At 72.4% G+C, this 16,301-nt stretch carries 19 protein-coding genes; 9 read left to right on the plus strand and 10 right to left on the minus strand.

Annotated features, from left to right (window positions below; translation table 11 throughout):
* Positions 1-194 precede the first annotated feature (194 nt).
* The 3 genes from ABZO31_RS15205 (at position 195) to ABZO31_RS15215 (ending at position 3,882) form a co-directional block, all read left to right on the plus strand.
* Positions 195-1,004, plus strand: a complete 810-nt coding sequence (locus tag ABZO31_RS15205; RefSeq protein WP_406861754.1) for a class I SAM-dependent methyltransferase — start codon at positions 195-197, stop codon at positions 1,002-1,004.
* A 236-nt stretch (positions 1,005-1,240) separates the two neighbouring features.
* A complete protein-coding gene (locus tag ABZO31_RS15210; protein ID WP_406861755.1) occupies positions 1,241-2,305 on the plus strand; it encodes a C40 family peptidase in 1,065 nt (354 codons plus the stop codon).
* Between the two features lie 344 nt (positions 2,306-2,649).
* Positions 2,650-3,882: a PP2C family protein-serine/threonine phosphatase gene (locus tag ABZO31_RS15215; protein ID WP_406861756.1), complete on the plus strand. Its 1,233-nt coding sequence runs from the start codon at positions 2,650-2,652 to the stop codon at positions 3,880-3,882.
* 72 nt (positions 3,883-3,954) lie between these two features.
* Here the strand turns inward: ABZO31_RS15215 and ABZO31_RS15220 are convergent, their stop codons facing one another.
* The 3 genes from ABZO31_RS15220 to ABZO31_RS15230 all read right to left on the minus strand — a co-directional run bounded on the left by ABZO31_RS15220 (position 3,955) and on the right by ABZO31_RS15230 (position 5,437).
* The gene (locus ABZO31_RS15220) at positions 3,955-4,311 is read right to left on the minus strand and encodes a DUF2516 family protein (protein WP_406861757.1); all 357 of its coding nucleotides are present in this window, start codon (positions 4,309-4,311) and stop codon (positions 3,955-3,957) included.
* A 119-nt stretch (positions 4,312-4,430) separates the two neighbouring features.
* Positions 4,431-5,006 carry a hypothetical protein gene (locus tag ABZO31_RS15225; RefSeq protein WP_406861758.1) on the minus strand — a complete coding sequence of 192 codons (576 nt, stop codon included), beginning with the start codon at positions 5,004-5,006 and terminating at the stop codon, positions 4,431-4,433.
* A 32-nt stretch (positions 5,007-5,038) separates the two neighbouring features.
* Positions 5,039-5,437, minus strand: coding sequence for a helix-turn-helix domain-containing protein (locus tag ABZO31_RS15230; protein ID WP_406861760.1), 399 nt, complete (start codon positions 5,435-5,437; stop codon positions 5,039-5,041).
* Positions 5,438-5,600: 163 nt separating this feature from the next.
* On the opposite strand from ABZO31_RS15230, the gene ABZO31_RS15235 reads away from it, so the two are divergent.
* Together ABZO31_RS15235 and ABZO31_RS15240 are read left to right on the plus strand one after the other, a co-directional pair.
* Complete coding sequence (locus ABZO31_RS15235; protein WP_406861761.1) at positions 5,601-6,086, plus strand: MarR family winged helix-turn-helix transcriptional regulator; 486 nt, start codon at positions 5,601-5,603, stop codon at positions 6,084-6,086.
* 81 nt (positions 6,087-6,167) lie between these two features.
* A complete protein-coding gene (locus ABZO31_RS15240; protein WP_406861762.1) occupies positions 6,168-7,619 on the plus strand; it encodes an MFS transporter in 1,452 nt (483 codons plus the stop codon).
* 130 nt (positions 7,620-7,749) lie between these two features.
* Here ABZO31_RS15240 and ABZO31_RS15245 read toward each other — a convergent pair whose 3' ends face one another.
* On the minus strand, positions 7,750-8,643 hold the full coding sequence (locus ABZO31_RS15245; RefSeq protein WP_406861763.1) for a DMT family transporter: 894 nt from the start codon (positions 8,641-8,643) through the stop codon (positions 7,750-7,752).
* A gap of 71 nt (positions 8,644-8,714) precedes the next feature.
* Between ABZO31_RS15245 and ABZO31_RS15250 the strand changes: the two genes are divergently transcribed.
* Entirely contained in the window at positions 8,715-9,599 is an 885-nt protein-coding gene (locus ABZO31_RS15250; protein WP_406861764.1) for a LysR family transcriptional regulator, read from the plus strand.
* Between the two features lie 18 nt (positions 9,600-9,617).
* On the opposite strand, the gene ABZO31_RS15255 is transcribed toward ABZO31_RS15250, so the two are convergent.
* Positions 9,618-10,433: a TetR/AcrR family transcriptional regulator gene (locus tag ABZO31_RS15255; RefSeq protein ID WP_406861765.1), complete on the minus strand. Its 816-nt coding sequence runs from the start codon at positions 10,431-10,433 to the stop codon at positions 9,618-9,620.
* 125 nt (positions 10,434-10,558) lie between these two features.
* Between ABZO31_RS15255 and ABZO31_RS15260 the strand changes: the two genes are divergently transcribed.
* Positions 10,559-11,503, plus strand: a complete 945-nt coding sequence (locus ABZO31_RS15260; RefSeq protein ID WP_406861766.1) for an ATP-binding cassette domain-containing protein — start codon at positions 10,559-10,561, stop codon at positions 11,501-11,503.
* Positions 11,496-12,239 carry an ABC transporter permease gene (locus ABZO31_RS15265; protein ID WP_406861767.1) on the plus strand — a complete coding sequence of 248 codons (744 nt, stop codon included), beginning with the start codon at positions 11,496-11,498 and terminating at the stop codon, positions 12,237-12,239. Before ABZO31_RS15260 ends, ABZO31_RS15265 begins: the two co-directional genes overlap by 8 nt.
* Before the next feature lie 13 nt (positions 12,240-12,252).
* On the opposite strand, the gene ABZO31_RS15270 is transcribed toward ABZO31_RS15265, so the two are convergent.
* Positions 12,253-12,852, minus strand: a complete 600-nt coding sequence (locus tag ABZO31_RS15270) for an ABC transporter substrate-binding protein (RefSeq protein WP_406861768.1) — start codon at positions 12,850-12,852, stop codon at positions 12,253-12,255.
* 118 nt (positions 12,853-12,970) lie between these two features.
* Between ABZO31_RS15270 and dtd the strand changes: the two genes are divergently transcribed.
* A complete protein-coding gene (dtd, locus tag ABZO31_RS15275; RefSeq protein WP_406861769.1) occupies positions 12,971-13,396 on the plus strand; it encodes a D-aminoacyl-tRNA deacylase in 426 nt (141 codons plus the stop codon).
* Positions 13,397-13,402: 6 nt separating this feature from the next.
* Here the strand turns inward: dtd and ABZO31_RS15280 are convergent, their stop codons facing one another.
* From ABZO31_RS15280 to ABZO31_RS15295, 4 genes are all read right to left on the minus strand, one after another.
* Positions 13,403-14,386, minus strand: a complete 984-nt coding sequence (locus tag ABZO31_RS15280; protein WP_406861770.1) for a YgfZ/GcvT domain-containing protein — start codon at positions 14,384-14,386, stop codon at positions 13,403-13,405.
* A 10-nt stretch (positions 14,387-14,396) separates the two neighbouring features.
* Entirely contained in the window at positions 14,397-14,858 is a 462-nt protein-coding gene (locus tag ABZO31_RS15285; RefSeq protein ID WP_406861771.1) for a Fur family transcriptional regulator, read from the minus strand.
* Positions 14,859-14,906: 48 nt separating this feature from the next.
* Complete coding sequence (locus ABZO31_RS15290; protein WP_406861773.1) at positions 14,907-15,509, minus strand: RNA-guided endonuclease InsQ/TnpB family protein; 603 nt, start codon at positions 15,507-15,509, stop codon at positions 14,907-14,909.
* Between the two features lie 75 nt (positions 15,510-15,584).
* Positions 15,585-16,157: an FABP family protein gene (locus ABZO31_RS15295; RefSeq protein ID WP_406861774.1), complete on the minus strand. Its 573-nt coding sequence runs from the start codon at positions 16,155-16,157 to the stop codon at positions 15,585-15,587.
* Between the last annotated feature and the right edge of the window lie 144 nt (positions 16,158-16,301).

The following is a 16,301-nucleotide window of genomic DNA, read 5'->3' on the forward strand; positions in this document are numbered from 1 at the left end:
CGGCGGTCGCCTGCGCCCTTCGGGCATGACGACCGGAGGGCGTGGGGCCGTCCTCCACCGCGCACAACACCGGAACGACTCCCTTCATTTCCTCCGGCCCCGCGCTTTGCCAATTCATTGCCCGGTACACCGGCGCTCCGGGCCCGCCGCCGGGCCCCGTCCGCGGCCCCCGTTCCGGCCCGTACGCTCGTCCCATGGCCCCGCGCACCACCCGCCCCGTCGGCACCCCGACCCGCGGGACCACCAACCCCAATCGCCTGCGCCGCATGGACCGCTGGATCGCCGCCGTCCACGGCCCCGCGCTGCGCCGCGCCGACGGACCGCCGGTGGCGGTGGACCTCGGGTACGGGGCCGCGCCGTGGACCGCGGTCGAGCTGCTCGGGCGGCTGCGCACCGCCGATCCGCGCGCCCGGGTCGTCGGCATCGAGATCGAGCCGGCCCGGGTCGAGGCGGCGCGGCCGTACGCGTGCGAGGGGCTGTCCTTCGTGCACGGCGGCTTCGAGGTGCCGGTGCCGGGCGACGTGGCGTTGATCCGGGCGGCGAACGTGCTGCGCCAGTACGACGAGGAGGAGGTCGCCGCGGTGTGGCGGCGGCTGTGTGCGCGGCTGGCGCCGGAGGGGCTGCTGGTCGAGGGGACCTGCGACGAGATCGGGCGGCGGCACGTGTGGGTGGCGCTGGGGCCGGAGGGGCCGCGCACGGTGACCTTCGCCACCCGGCTCGGCTCGCTGGAACGGCCGTCGGACCTGGCGGAGCGGCTGCCGAAGGCGCTGATCCACCGCAACGTGCCGGGCGAGCCGGTGCACGCCTTCCTGCGGGACTTCGACCGGGCGTGGGCGGCGGCCGCCCCGTACGCCTCGCTCGGTGCGCGGCAGCGCTGGATCCGGTCGGTGCGGGACCTGGCGGCGGACTGGCCGCTGCGGGACGGGCCGCGGCGGTGGCGGCAGGGCGAGGTGACGGTCGACTGGGCGGCGCTGGCGCCGGGCGGGGCCGAGCAGGAGTACTGAGCGGGAGCACCGGGCGGGGAGCGCTGAGCGTCCCTCAGCCGCGGTCCGGGCGGCGGGAGTCGAACAGGGAACGGATCACCGCGCTCCTTCGTCCCCTCTCGGGGGAAGCGACCCGACGGGCCCGGGTTTCCTCTGTCGTTTTGCGCCGTCGCATGGCACTATCACCAAGGTCACAGAGAAGTTACTGACGGTAAATCAGGCAATGACGATCCGACAGGAACCAGCAGGGGGAGCCAGTGAACCGACGCCGTTGCGCCATCGCCGCGATCACCGTGGTCAGCGCTGTGACGTTGCTGTCCCCTCTGTCCTCGCCCGCCTACGCCGCTCCTGAGCCGCCCCCGGCCGCGCCGCCCGCCGGCGCACCGAAGAAGACCCTCGAAGAGGTCCGCAAGGAGATCGACGCGCTGTACCGCAAGGCGGCCGCGGCCACCGACGCGTACAACCTCGCCGAGGAGCAGACCAAGCAGCAGTCCGCCGAGATCGTGCAGCTGGCCCGGATGATCGTGGCCGGCCAGGCGAAGATCGAGGAGCTCAAGACCCACGCCGGCGCCGCGGCCCGCGCGCAGTACCGCAACGGCGGACTGCCCGACGGCGCCCAGCTCGTCCTCACCGACGACCCGCAGCTCTTCCTCGACAACGCCGGCCGCCTCAAGCAGGGCCAGAAGGCGACCAAGGACCTCCTCGGCGAACTGAACCGCGCCCAGGGGGAACTGACGGCCTACACCGAGGAGGCCGGCGAGAACTGGACCAAGCTGGAGGCCAACCGCGTCAAGCAGGCCAGGGCGAAGAAGGAGATCAACGACAAGATCGCCGCAGCGAAGAAGCTGGAGTCCGAACTGGCCGCCGAGGAGCGGGCCCGGCTGCTGCAGCTGGAGGAGGACGCCCAGTACCGCATGCAGACGACCTGGCTGAGCTCCGGCATCCTCAAGGAGCTGAACGGCAAGGCGACGGAGCAGGGCAGGAAGGCCGTCCAGTTCGCCACCGCCCAGATCGGCAAGCCGTACGTGTGGGGCGCCGAGGGGCCCGGGTCGTACGACTGCTCCGGGCTGACCCAGCGGGCCTGGGGCGTCGCCGGGCAGAACATCCCGCGCACCTCGCAGGAGCAGTGGCGGCTGCTGCCCCGGGTGGAGATCAAGGACATGCGGCCCGGCGACCTGATCGTCTACTACAAGGACGCCAGCCACATCGGCATGTACGTGGGGAACGGCGCGATGGTCCACGCCCCGCGGCCGGGACGAAACGTCACCCTGGCCGGCGCGGGCTCCATGGAGATCCTCGGGGTCGTCCGCCCGGAGCGGTGAGCACGTGACGGGCGACCGTGAGCGTGGCGGGCGACGGTGAGCGCGTAACAGGCCGCGGTGGGCGAGTGATGAGCGAGCCGTGTGCGACCGGTGCGCCGGCTGTGAGCGCCCGCCACCACGGTGAGCGAAGCCACAATCGACGTGAAGACCGCGTGAAGGCCGCGTGATGTTCGTCATGGCCCCCCGGGCGACATCCTCCCCATGCGCGGCATATGCCAAGGCTCTTGGATGTTCACGGCGTGATCGCCATTCCGCTGCACCGTGCGATACCGCTATGGTCCCCGTCGGTAGGGCGCGGTTCGCGTCCCGCCGTGCCCTCGGGGGGAGGGAAGGAAACCAGGACCATGCCCGTACCCGTACCGCGACAGAGGACCACTTCGGCGGCCCCCGTCGTGGAGGCCGGCACAGCCACTGGCGCCGATCTGACGCTGCTGGTGATCGAGGACGACCCGGCAGGCGCGTTCGCGGTACCGGAGCTGCTCGACGGCGCCGGGACCCGGCTGCGCATCCGTACCGCCCGCAACCTCACCGAGGCGGAGCGGCTGCTCACCGACGACGTGCACTGCGTCCTGGTCGACCTCGCCCTGCCCGGCGCGGGCGACGACCCGCTCGCCCTGCTGCACCACGTACTGCGCCTCGCGCCGCGGCACGCCGTGCTGGCCCTCGCGGCCTCCTCGGACGCCGAGCTGGCCGCCGAGGCGGTACGGGTCGGGGCGCAGGACCACCTGTTCCGTGAGGAGCTCGACGGCCGGCTGCTGAGCCGGGCGATCCGCTACGCCGTGGAGCGCAAGCGCGCCGACTCGACCCAGGTGAAGCTGGCCGAGTCCAAGCTGCGCGCCCAGGAGAACGCCCGCCTGGAGCGCGGGCTGCTGCCCACGCCGCTGCTCGAGGGCTCGGACCTGCGGTTCGCCGCCCGGTACCGGCCGGGCCGCTCCCGGGCGCTGCTCGGCGGCGACTTCTACGACACGGTCCGCACGCCCGACGGCACGGTCCACGCGATGATCGGCGACGTCTGCGGGCACGGCCCGGACGAGGCGGCGCTCGGCGTGGAGCTGCGCATCGCCTGGCGGGCGCTGACCTTCGCCGGGCTGTGCGGGGACGAACTGCTCTCGACGCTGCAGCAGGTCCTGGAGCACGAGCGGGAGAGCGAGGAGATCTTCGCGACGCTCTGCACGGTGGACATCGCCCCGGACGGACGGCGGGCGGGCCTGTGCCTGGCCGGCCACCCCTCGCCGCTGATCGCCCGGCACGGGCGGGCCGCGCAGCTGCTGCCGTACGAGGACAGCGGCCCGGCGCTCGGGCTGCTGCCGCGGGCGCGCTGGCCGCGCCGGCAGGTGGAGCTGGGCGCGTCGTGGAGCCTGATGATGTACACCGACGGTCTGATCGAGGGCCGCTCGGCGGGGCCGGAGTCGCCGCGCCTCGGCCAGGACGGGATGGTCGACATGGTCAACCGTCAGCTGACGGAGGGCCTGCGGGGCGAGGAGCTCCTGGAGGCGGCGGTGACGGAGGTCCGCGCGCTGAACGGCGGCGAGCTGACGGACGACGTGGCGGTGCTGCTGCTGGACCGGCGGCGGTAGGGAGCCTCAGCGGAAGGGCCCGGACGGCAGCCATGCCGTCCGGGCCCTTCGCTGATGCGTGCGCCGCGCTGGTCAGCGGCCGCCGTTGTACGGACCGTAGGGGCCGTCGCTGCTGGAGCCGCCGCGGCGGCCGCCGCCCGAGACCTGCCGGAGGGCGGGCCGGACGTCGACCATGAAGACGATGGCCGCGATGAGGCCGGCGATCTGCAGGAAGAGCATCGGCAGCACCAGGTTCAGCACCAGGTTGACGCCCAGCAGGATCAGCCAGAACTTCTTGGTCTGCTTGTCGGCCGCGCGGTAGGCGTCCTCGCGCGCCGTGGCCGCGAAGAGGAAGGCGGCCACGGCGAAGCCGAGCATGACCAGACCGATGACCAGCCAGAGGATCGAATCGAAGTTCCAGAAGAAGGAACCGAAGCTCGTGCCGAACATCTGCGTACCGCCTCGTGAGTGGGAATGCGCCTCGCGGCTCTCGCCGTCAAGGTACCCGCTTCAACGCGCGGGCCACCCTGATGGTGCCCGGCACGCTGAAGCCGTACCTCTTCCTCCGCCTACTTCTCGGTGACGGAGACCGTCTTCTTGGCCGGGGCCTTGCGGGCGGCGGCCTTGCGGGCGGGGGCCTTGGCCTTGGGAGCCTCGCCGACCTCGGCGGCCTTGGTCTCCTCGGCCTTCTTCTCCTCGGCCTTCGGGGCCTCGGGCTCGACGACGACGGCGATCTCGGTGATCTCCTCGGCGGCCTCGCCCCGCCACGCCTTGACGGCCTCCTCGCCGTGGGCGGCGACCTCCTCGTACTTCTCCCGCGCCTTGACCGCGTACTCGGCGGCCACGCCGACGCCGCGCAGGGCGAGGTCCTGGGCGGTCTCACCGAGCTTCTTGAGGTCGGTGTCGAGCCCGCCGACCACCTCGGCGACCTTGGCCTGGACGACCGCCTGGGCCTCCTTGGCCTGCGCGGTGACCTTCTCCTGCACGGCCTTCGGGTCCGTCCGGCGCACGGCCTCGATCCGCGCGGGCGCCTCGGCGGCGAGCTGCTCGATCAGGCCGGGCACCTTGCGGGCCTGCTGGACGGCGAGGTCGGCGGTGCCGGCGGCGAAGTAGAGGGGGGTACGCAGCTCTTCGATGATGGCCATGACGGTGGTCCTCCCGGATGTGGTCTACGTGCTCACGTCGTGGGTCGCTCGACGGCATCGGTCCCGGCGTCGGCGGCTGCGGCCTCGGCGGCGTTCTCCTTGCGGAAGGAGTCGTAGATCTGGAGCAGCACCTGCTTCTGCCGCTCGTTGATCGAGGGATCGGCCAGGATCGCCGCGCGCGTCTCCAGCTCCTCCCGCTCCGTCTCGTCGAGGATCCCCGCCCGGACGTACAGCGTCTCGGCGGAGATCCGCAGCGCCTTCGCGACCTGCTGCAGCACCTCGGCACTGGGCTTGCGCAGCCCGCGCTCGATCTGGCTCAGGTACGGGTTCGACACCCCGGCGGCATCGGCGAGCTGCCGCAACGACAGCTGCGCGTTGCGCCGCTGCTCGCGCAGGTACTCACCGAGATTGCCGACGTTGAGCGATGCCATGCTCACGATGATGCAGCCTCGCGCTAACTATTGCAAGCACCTGCTTGCAATAGTTGCCGGAGCCCTCACGCACCGCCGGCATCCCCTACCCGCAGCCACGGACCTCATTCCGTCCCTTCGTCGATAATCCGCGACGGATCGATCGCTGGTTACGCTGGCAGGCATGACAGCCATGGCGCCCACCCGCACCGAACCCGACCTGTCGTTCCTGCTCGACCACACCAGTCACGTGCTGCGCACACGGATGGCGGCGCGGCTCGAGGAGATCGGGCTGACGGCCCGGATGCACTGCGTCCTCGTCCACGCCCTGGAGGAGGAGCGCACGCAGGCACAGCTCGCCGAGCTCGGGGACATGGACAAGACGACGATGGTGGTCACCGTCGACGCCCTGGAGAAGGCCGGCCTGGCCGAGCGGCGGCCGTCGAGCACGGACCGGCGGGCACGGATCATCGCGGTGACCGAGGCGGGGGCGAAGGCCGCCGCGCAGAGCCAGAAGATCGTCGACGCGGTGCACCAGGACGCCCTCGGCTCGCTGCCCGAGGAGGAGCGCTCCGCGCTCGTACGCGCCCTGAAGCTGCTGGCCACCGGACATCTGGAGACCCCGGTCGAGAGCGCCCGCCCGGCGCGGCGGGCACGCCAGAAGGGCTAGCCGATCCGTAAAAGATAGTCTGCAACAAAACCATCTGCTACGGTCACTCCTGTTGCCTCCCGACGACAGGAGCAGACCGCCATGACCACGTCCGTCACCCCTGCCACTTCCCCGCCCGTCGCCCCCGCCACGACCGCGAGGTCGCGCTGGGTCGCCCTCGGCGTCCTGGCCACCGGCATGCTGATGACGATCCTCGACGGCAGCATCGTCACCGTCGCGATGCCGGCCATCCAGAGCGAACTGGGCTTCACCCCGGTCGGACTCAGCTGGGTGGTCAACGCCTACCTGATCGCCTTCGGCTCGCTGCTCCTGCTGTCCGGCCGACTGGGCGACCTGATCGGCCGGAAGCGGATGTTCCTCGCCGGTACGGCGGTGTTCACGGCCGCCTCGCTGCTCGCGGGGTTCGCCGGCTCCCCCGGCCTGCTGATCGCGGCCCGCTTCCTGCAGGGCGTCGGCAGCGCGATGGCCGCCGCCGTCAGCCTCGGCATCCTGGTCACGCTCTTCACCGCACCCCGTGAACGGGCCCGCGCCATCGCGGTGTTCAGCTTCACCGGGGCCGCGGGCGCGTCGATCGGCCAGGTGCTCGGCGGCGTCCTGACCGACGCGCTCACCTGGAACTGGATCTTCTTCATCAACCTCCCCATCGGCATCGCCACCGTGCTGGTCGCGCTCCCGGCTCTGCCCGCCGACCGCGGCCTCGGCCTGAAGGCCGGCGCGGACGTCGTCGGCGCGCTGCTGGCCACGTCCGGCCTGATGGCGGGGATCTACGCGGTCGTCACGATCGAGGAGTACGGGGCGACCTCGGTCCGCACCCTCGGCCTCGGCGCCCTCGCACTCGCCCTGCTCGCCGGCTTCGTGCTCCGCCAGGCGAAGGCCGCGAACCCGCTGATGCCACTGCGGATCCTGCGCTCGCGCAGTGTCGTCGGCGCCAACCTGGTCCAGGTGCTGATGATCGCCGCGATGTTCGCCTTCCAGATCCTCGTCGCGCTCTACCTGCAGAAGGTCCTCGGCTACGGCGCCGCGGAGACCGGCCTCGCGATGCTGCCGGCCGCCGTGATGATCGGCGCGGTGTCCCTGGGCGTCTCGGCCCGCCTGATCGCCCGCTTCGGCGAACGCACCGTCCTGCTCACCGGCCTCGCCCTGCTGATCGGCGCCCTCGCGCTGCTGACCCGGGTCCCCGTCCACGCCTCGTACGCCACCGACCTCCTCCCCGTCATGCTGCTCGTCGCGGGCGGCGGCCTCGCCCTGCCGGCCGTGACGTCGCTGGGCATGTCCGGCGCCCGCGAGGCGGACGCGGGCCTCGCCTCGGGCCTGTTCAACACCACCCAGCAGATCGGCATGGCCCTCGGCGTCGCCGTCCTCTCCACGCTCGCCGCCGCACGCACCTCGGCCCTCACCGAGGCCGGCCGGCCCGCCGCCGAAGCCCTCACCGGCGGCTACCACCTCGCCTTCGTCACCGGCACGGGCCTGCTGATCGCCGCCTTCGCCGTCGCCCTCACCGTCCTGAGGACCCCGAAGGCCCCCGCCCGGTAGCCGGTGCGCCCGGCCGCCGAAGGCCGACGAGGTCCGTTCCGGAAGGGGGTTCGCGCGGACGACCCTTCGGGAACGGATCAGCGCGTCCCAGGCGGGTACGAACTTCTTCCAGCCGGCGCGACGCGGCCCGTTACGCCGCCGGTTCCACGGCCCGCTCCCGGACCCTGCGCACGCGCGTCAGCGCCACCCCCGACAGCACCACCGCCGTCCCCGCCACCACCCGGGCCGACAGCGGCTCGTCCAGCACCAGCGCGCCCAGCACCACCGACACCACCGGCAGCAGGTAGCCCACCGTCGCCGCGGCCGTCGGGCCCTCCTCGGCGATCATCCGGTAGTTGAGGTGGAACGTCAGCCCGGTCGCGAACACCCCGAGGACCACGACCGCCGCGACCCCCGCCCACGTCACCCGTACCTCCCCGCCGCCCGCCGCCAGCCCCGGCGCCGACCAGGCCGTCGCCGCCAGCAGCTGCGCCGCGGAGAGCGCGAGCGGGCCGGTCCCCCCGCCCGTGAGCCGCCGGGCCATGTACGCGAACGCCACCGCGTAGCTCGCCGCCGCGGCCAGCAGGGCGAACGCGCCGCCGGTGAGCAGCCCCGCGCCCGCGCTCCACGGCGCGAAGATCAGCAGGACGCCGGCGAAGCCGAGCAGCAGGCCGCCGGTCCTGGCCGGTCCGAGGTCCCGCTCCGTCCCGAGGCCCCGGCCGATGAGCAGCGACCACAGCGGCGTGGTGGCGTTCAGGACGCCCGCGACCCCGCTGTCCACGGTCTGCTCGCCGATCGAGAACAGCAGGAACGGCAGCGCGTTGCAGAGGAACGCGGCCACCACCAGCCGCCCCCACGTGCCCCGGTCCCGCGGCAGCGACTGCCCCGCGGCGACGGCGAGCGCCACCAGCACCCCCGCCCCCAGCAGACAGCGCACGAAGGTGATCCACACCGGGCCGAGGCCCTGGTCCAGGGAGATCTTGATCCACAGGAAGCCCGAGCCCCAGAGCAGGGCGAGGACGCCCATCCGTATCCACGACGCCATGCCCCCACGGTCCCCGCCCCGACTCGACAGGACAAGCAAAGGATCACGCATCCAGCGTTAAGCTCTGCTACATGCTCGACGTGAGACGCATGCAGGTGCTCCGGGCCGTCGTCACCAGCGGCTCCGTCACGGCCGCCGCCGCCCACCTCGGCTACACCCCCTCCGCGGTGAGCCAGCAGGTCGCCGCCCTGGAGAAGGAGGCGGGCGTCGAGCTGCTCGAACGGTTCGGCCGCGGGGTCCGCCCGACCGCCGCCGGCCGGCTGCTCACCGAGCACGCCGCACTGATCGGCCGTCAGGTCGCCGAGGCAGAGGCCGCGCTGGCCGACCTGCGGGCGGGCCGCACCGGCCGGATCGTCCTGCGCTACTTCGCCACCGCCGGCGCGGACCTGGTCGCGCCCACCCTCGCCCGGTTCCGCGCCGGACACCCGGACGTACGGGTCGAGCTGCGGCTCGTCGACCAGGCGGACGCGGCCTCCCCGGACGGCGAGGAGCCGGACGTGACGCTGGCCGTCCTCCCCCGCGACGCCCCCGCCCCGGCCCCGGGCAGCCGCCTGGTCCACCTCCGGGACGACCCGTACCGCGCCGTCCTCCCCAAGGGGCACCCGCTCGCCGCCCGCCGCACGGTCGACCTCGCCGATCTCGCCGCCGAGCCGTGGGTCGGCAGCGAGCGCCCCGGGCCGTGCCTGGACGCGGTCCTGGGGGCGTGCGCGGCGGCGGGCTTCACGCCCGGCTTCGCGGTGGAGTGCGAGGAGTACGCCACCGCGCAGGGGTTCGTGGCGGCGGGCCTCGGCATCAGCCTGATCCCCCTGATGGGCCTGGGCAGCCGCCACCCGGACGTGGTCGTCCGGAGGACCCGCGGCCCCGAGCCGGTCCGCACCATCCAGGCGGTGGTACGGGAGTCCTCGTACGCCCTGCCCGCCGTACGCGCCCTCCTGACCGCCCTTCAGGAGGTCTGAACCGCCCCTCGCCCGGGGCTACTTCTTCCTCTCCACCAGCACCGCGATGCCGTCGAGCACCCGCTCCAGGCCGAAGCGGAAGTCGTAGTCCGGCTCGTCGGGGCCGTCCAGCACGCCCGAGTCCAGCATCCGGGTCACCGCCGGGTAGCGCTCCGGGTCTGCGAGGCGGCGCAGGGTGGCGCCGTAGCGGGCGAGGACGCGCTCCGGGGGCTCGCCGCTGGCGGCGATGACGGCGGCGAGGTCGGCCATCAGCAGGGCCTCGTTCCGGACGAAGCCGCTGACCAGGAGGATCACGGAGACCTTCGCGCCCTCGTCGAGCCCGGTGTCCGCGAGCGCCCGCATGCCCCACTCCCACCAGGCCACCATGTGCGGGGTCGCGGGCGGGCCGGAGACCGGCATGCGCAGCAGCCACAGGTGGCGGTGGTAGACCTCGCGCATCGCCCAGGACCAGCGCTCCAGCGCCTCGCGCCAGCCGGTTCCGGGCGGGAACACCTCGGGCGGTTCGCCCGTCGCCGCGTCCTGCATCAGGACGTACAGCTCGCTCTTGGCCGCGACGTAGCGGTACAGGGACATCGTCGAGACGCCGAGCTGCTTGGCGACCCGGCCCATGGAGACCGCGTCCAGGCCCTCCGCCGCGGCGACCGCCAGGGCCGCGTCCACGATCCGGTCGAGGGACAGTCCGGGCTTCGGGCCCTTCGACGGGCGCTCCCGCAGGCCCCACGCCGCCTCGATGCTCGGCGGCAGAAAGCTTCCGCCGTCCGCGCCCGTACCGCCGTCCGTCGCGCCCGTACCGCCCTTGACGCCGCCCTCCGCGCCCGTACCGCCGTCCGCCATTGCGCGCCCGCCTCCTCGCCCTCCGCGCCCGACTCCTTGACGGCCATCCTAGTAATGCGTAACCCTTACACAGTAGCGCGTATGCCATACGCAGTACCCTGTGCTGCCGCCCTGGAGGTACTCCCATGCCACCCGCCGTCCACGCCACCGGCCTGCGCAAGGCCTACCGCGACGTCCGCGTCCTCGAATCGCTCGACCTCGACATCGAACGCGGCACCGTCTTCTCCCTGCTCGGCCCCAACGGCGCCGGCAAGACCACGACCGTCCGGATCCTCGCCACCCTCACCGACGCCGACGCCGGCCACGCACGCGTCGCCGGCCACGACGTGCGAGCCGAGCGGCCCGCCGTACGCCGCGCCATCAGCCTCACCGGCCAGTTCGCCGCCGTCGACGAACTCCAGACCGGCGAGGAGAACCTGCGCATGATGGCCCGGCTCTCCGGCCTCCCGCGCGCCGCCGCCCACCGCCGCGCCGCCGAACTCCTGGAACGCTTCGGCCTCACCGCCGCCGCCCGCCGCCCCGCCCGCGGCTACTCCGGCGGCATGCGCCGCCGCCTCGACCTCGCCGCCGGACTCGTCCGCGACGCCGAGGTCGTCTTCCTCGACGAGCCCACCACCGGCCTCGACCCGCGCAGCCGCCAGGAGCTCTGGCAGGTCGTCCGCGGCCTCGCCGACGACGGCACCACCGTCTTCCTCACCACCCAGTACCTCGAGGAGGCCGACCAGCTCGCCGACCGGATCGCCGTCATGGACGCCGGCCGGCTCGTCGCCGAGGGCACCGCCGCCGAACTCAAGGCCCGCGTCGCCGGCCACCGCCTCGACCTCGTCCTCGCCGACACCGGCGCCTACGAACGCGCCACCCTCCGCCTCGCCGGCGAGCCCGCCGTCCACCGCTCCCCCGGGACCCTCACCCTCGGCGTACCGACCGACGGCACCGCCGCCCACGTCCGCACCCGGCTCGACGCCCTCGACCCGGACCGCACCGACGTCGCCCGCTTCTCCCTGCATACCGCGACCCTCGACGACGTCTTCCTGGCCCTCACCACCCAGAAGGAGAAGACCCATGTCTGACACGCTCGTCCTGACCGGCCGCAGCCTGCGCATCAGCCGCCGCAACATCGACGCGGTCATCACGTCGCTGATGCTCCCGGTCATGCTGATGCTGATCTTCGTCTACTTCTTCGGCGGGGCCATCGAGACCGGGACGCAGTACGTGACCTACGTCGTCCCCGGAGTCCTCGTCCTGTGCGCCGGCTTCGGCGCGGCCGGCACCGCCGTGACCGTCAGCGAGGACATGAAGGGCGGCATCGTCGACCGGTTCCGCTCCCTCGACATCGGCGGCACCGCGATCCTCGGCGGCCACGTCGGCGCGAGCCTGATCCGCAACCTCGTCGCCACGACGCTCGTCCTCGGCGTCGCCTTCGTCATCGGCTTCCGGCCGCAGGCCGGCCTGCTCGGCTGGCTCGCCGCGCTCGGCCTGCTCCTCACCTACATCGCCGCGATCTCGTGGCTCTCCGCCGCGGCCGGACTGCTCGCCCGCACGCCCGAGGCGGCCGGCGGCTTCACCTTCTTCATGATGTTCCTGCCCTACCCGAGCAGCGCGTTCGTCCCCATCGAGACCATGCCGACCTGGCTGCACGGCTTCGCCGAGCACCAGCCGGTCACCAAGCTGATCGAGGCCCTGCGCGGACTGCTGCTCGGCCAGCCCGTCGGAGCCACGCCCTGGATCGCGCTCGCCTGGTCGGCGGGAATCCTCGCGGCGGCCGTCGCCGCGTCCGGCACGCTGTTCGCCCGCCGGACGCGCTGAGCCACCGTCGACGTCACGTCAGCAGGTCGTCGACCTGGGCCTCGCCCTCGCGGTACCGGCGGGCGATCTCCGCACTGCAGTCGTCCGCCGTCCGCTGCAGCTGCTGCCGCCGCCGCGACACCTGCTGCTCGTACCCGGCGAGCCGGCCCATCGCGGTGTGCAGCTCGTCGTCCGTCCGCGCGCCCAGGTCCGACAGCTCCACCTCGGACAGCATCTCGGCCGCGAGCAGCCGGTACTCCTCGCCCCGCGGCGTCGACAGCGTGACGTGCCGCGCCGAGGTGCGCAGCTGCGAGGGGGCGTCCGCCAGGATCTCCGACAGCTCGGACAGCCGGTCCACCACCGGCGCCTCCGGGTCGGCCCGGCGCGCCAGCTCGGCCCGCAGGATGTCGATCCGGCCCTGCAGCATGCGCCGTACGTAGCTCAGGTCCGCCTCGTCGCCCTGCGCGTCGCGGCGCAGCGCGCGCAGCTCCGGCAGCCGCAGCTCCGCCAGATCGGGCCCGGCGAACCCCGGGCCGTCCGCCTCACCGGACCGCTGCATCGGCGGCCGTACCGCCGTGCCGCCACCGGCCAGACGGATGCCGGCCGGCGTCTGCCCGGCGCCAGGTGCACTCATGTCAAGACCCCATCCCTCGTCCGGTGCGTCGGCACACCGCCTGAGAGGCATGGTGCCACTCCTGCATGTGCACGTGCAGGCGCTCTGCACCCGTTCGGCCCCAGATAGGTTGGTCTGTATGCGTGCAGTGGTGCAGAGGGTCGACGGCGCGAGCGTCGTCGTCGCAGGAGAGACCGTCGGAGAGATCGTCGGCGAGGGGCTGTGTGTCCTGGTGGGAGTGACCCACGACGACACGCCGGAGAAAGCCGCGCAGCTGGCCAGGAAACTGTGGAGCGTACGGATCCTGGAGGGCGAGAAGTCCTGCTCGGACGTGAATGCGCCCTTGCTGGTGATTTCGCAGTTCACCCTCTACGGGGACGCCCGCAAGGGCCGCCGCCCCACCTGGAACGCCGCGGCGCCCGGCCCCGTCGCCGAGCCGCTGGTCGACGAGGTGGTCGCCCAGCTGCGGGCGCTGGGCGCACGGGTGGAGACGGGCCGGTTCGGGGCGAGCATGCGGGTCTCGCTCACGAACCAGGGCCCGTTCACGGTCCTGATCGAGGTCTGACCCGTACTACGGCTCGACCACGACCTCCTGGGTGGCGGCCGTCTTCTCGCCCACCAGGAGCGGCACGTCCACCGGGACGTTCCGCTTCACCAGCGCGAGGGCGATCGGCCCGAGCTCGTGGTGCCGGCCCGAGCTGGTGACGAAGCCGAGCTGACGGCCCTCCGCCCCGTCCGCGGCCAGCCGCACCGGCTCGCCGTGGCCGGGCAGCGAGACCTCGCTGCCGTCCAGGTGCAGGAAGACCAGGCGGCGCGGCGGCTTGCCCAGGTTCTGCACCCGGGCGACCGTCTCCTGGCCCCGGTAGCAGCCCTTCTGCAGATGGACGGCGGTGCCGATCAGGCCGAGCTCGTGCGGGATCGTCCGGTGATCGGTCTCCGCACCGAGCCGCGGCCGGTGCGCCTCGATGCGCAGCGCCTCGTACGCGAGGATGCCGGCGGCCGGGCCGTGCGAGGCCGCGAAGGACTCCAGGTCCGCGCGGGGCAGGAACAGGTCACGCCCGTACGGCGTCTCCCGGACGACCACGCCCTCGGGCACCGGGGCGATGGAACCGGCCGGCAGATGGACCACGCCGAAGTCGTCGGTGCGGTCGGCGACCTCGACCCGGTAGAAGAACTTCATCGACTCCAGGTACGCCAGAAGCTCCTCCTGCGTGCCCGGCTCGACGTGCGCCCACACCGTCTCGCCGTCGTCGACGAGGGAGAGCGCGTGCTCGATGTGCCCGTTCGCGGAGAGGATCAGCGCCTCGGTGGCCTGTCCGGCGGGAAGGTCGCTGACGTGCTGGGTGAGCAGGAGATGCAGCCAGCTCAGCCGGTCGTCGCCGGTGACCGTGATCACGCCGCGGTGCGACAGGTCGACGAAACCGGTGCCGTCGGCGAGGGCGCGCTGCTCGCGGTAAAGCTCGCCGTAGTGCGCGGCAACGCCTTCGTCGCGGCCTTCGGCGGGGACGGCGCCGGGCAGGGACAGCAGGGGGCTGTGCTTTGAATGTCGCTGCATGAAGAAAAGCCTACGACTCGGCGGAGGCGTCCTCTCCGGTGTCCCCCGCCGCGGCCTTCGCCGCGCAGTCCTTGCAGCGCCCGAAGATCGCGAAATGCTTCATGTCCGTCTCGAAACCGAACGTCTCGCGGAGCTTCCCGGTGAACTCGGCGGCCACCGAGACGTCCGCCTCGATGACACCCGAACAGTCCCGGCAGACCAGATGCAGATGATGGTGCCGGTCGGCGAGGTGATACGTCGGCGCCCCGTGCCCGAGATGCGCATGGCTGACCAGCCCGAGCTCCTCCAGGAGCTCCAGGGTCCGGTACACGGTGGAGATGTTCACGCCCGAGGCCGTCCTGCGGACCTCCACGAGAATGTCGTCGGGCGTCGCGTGCTCCAGAGCGTCCACGGCCTCCAGCACCAGCTGACGCTGGGGCGTGAGCCGGTAGCCGCGCTGCCGCAGATCGCTCTTCCAGTCGGTGCTCACCACGCCCCCAGTTTGACATCCTCCGCCCCGTGAACGGGGAGGGCTCCTTACTCAGGCCGCGTGCGGCCTGGTGGATGGTTGACGCTTCGCGGACCGGGCAACCCCGAGGTCTCCACGTCCTGACACCGCCTGCCCGGCGGCGTGATCGATGTTCAGTCCCGCGTTGGTGTCCGCGTTGGCCTCGAACCCACACTCGCGGTTCTTGCACACGAAGCGGGCCTGGGTCTCCCGGCTCCCAGGGGTGATGCAGCCGCAGGCAGAGCAGCGGCGGGAGGTGTTCGGAGCGGGGACCTTGACCACGATGCCACCGCGCTCCGTGGCCTTGTACTCCAGCATGGTCACGGTCCGACCCCACGCCTCCCCGGCGATCGCCCGATTGAGCCCAGCCTTCTGACGGACATGTCTGCCGGGGGCTTCCACGGTCCCCTGGGCGGACTTGACCATGTGGACGATGGCCAGGTCCTCGACCCCGATGCGCGAAAACGTCTCGGCGATGTCGGTGGTGGTCTTGTGCTGCCAGTCGTTCGCTCGGCGCTTGGCTGTCGCGCGGAGCTGGGCGATCTGCTCGTACGTGCGCGTCAGGCGACGCGAGTTCCTCTCGCCGGACTTGCGGGCCCGGCGCACCCTTCGCCGAACTGGCCGCAATTCGTACATTCATACGACTTTCTGTCACGCACGAGGGCCCGCCGACGATGCCGGCGGGCCCTCGGGAGTGCGGTCGCCCGGGTTCTAGCGGAAGAAGGCGATGCCGTCGTCCGGCATGTCCGGGAGGTTGCGCGCCATGTCGGCGACCTCCTCCGGGGTGACGACCTTCTTCAGGTGCGCCGACATGTAGGGGCGGAGCTCCACCTCGGGGGTGGCCTTCTCGCCGACCCACATCAGGTCGCCCTTGACGTAGCCGTAGAGGCGCTTGCCGCCGCTGTACGGGGCCGAGCCCTGGATCCGCGCGACCGCGTCCGTGGCCAGGTCGATCTGCGGCTTCTTGTCGGCGAGCTCGCCGTACCAGATCTCCACGACGCCCTGGTCGCGGACCATCACGACCTCGATCTTGCGGTCCTTGTCGACGCGCCAGTAGCCGCTCTCGCTCTCCAGCGGGCGGACCTTGTTGCCGTCGCCGTCGAGGACCCAGGAGTGCGAGTGGTACTCGATGAAGTCCCGGCCGTCGTGGCTGAAGCTCACCGACTGGCCGAAGTTGCACTTCTCCGCACCCGGGAAGTCGGACACGCCGGCCCCCTCCCACGTGCCGAGGAGGAACGCGAGCGGGACGAGTTCCGGGTTCAGGTCGGACGGGATCTCGATCATGAGGCTGCTCTCGCGGTTCGGTGGTGGTGCGGTCTCAGCGCTGACCCTGGTACAGCTTCTTCACGGCGAGGCCGGCGAACGCGAGCGTGGCGACGCAGACCACCACGAGCAGGGTCTCGAAGAAGATGATCACTGAGTGCTCCT

The organism is Streptomyces solicamelliae (assembly GCF_045348655.1).
GTDB classification, from domain to species: domain Bacteria; phylum Actinomycetota; class Actinomycetes; order Streptomycetales; family Streptomycetaceae; genus Streptomyces; species Streptomyces solicamelliae.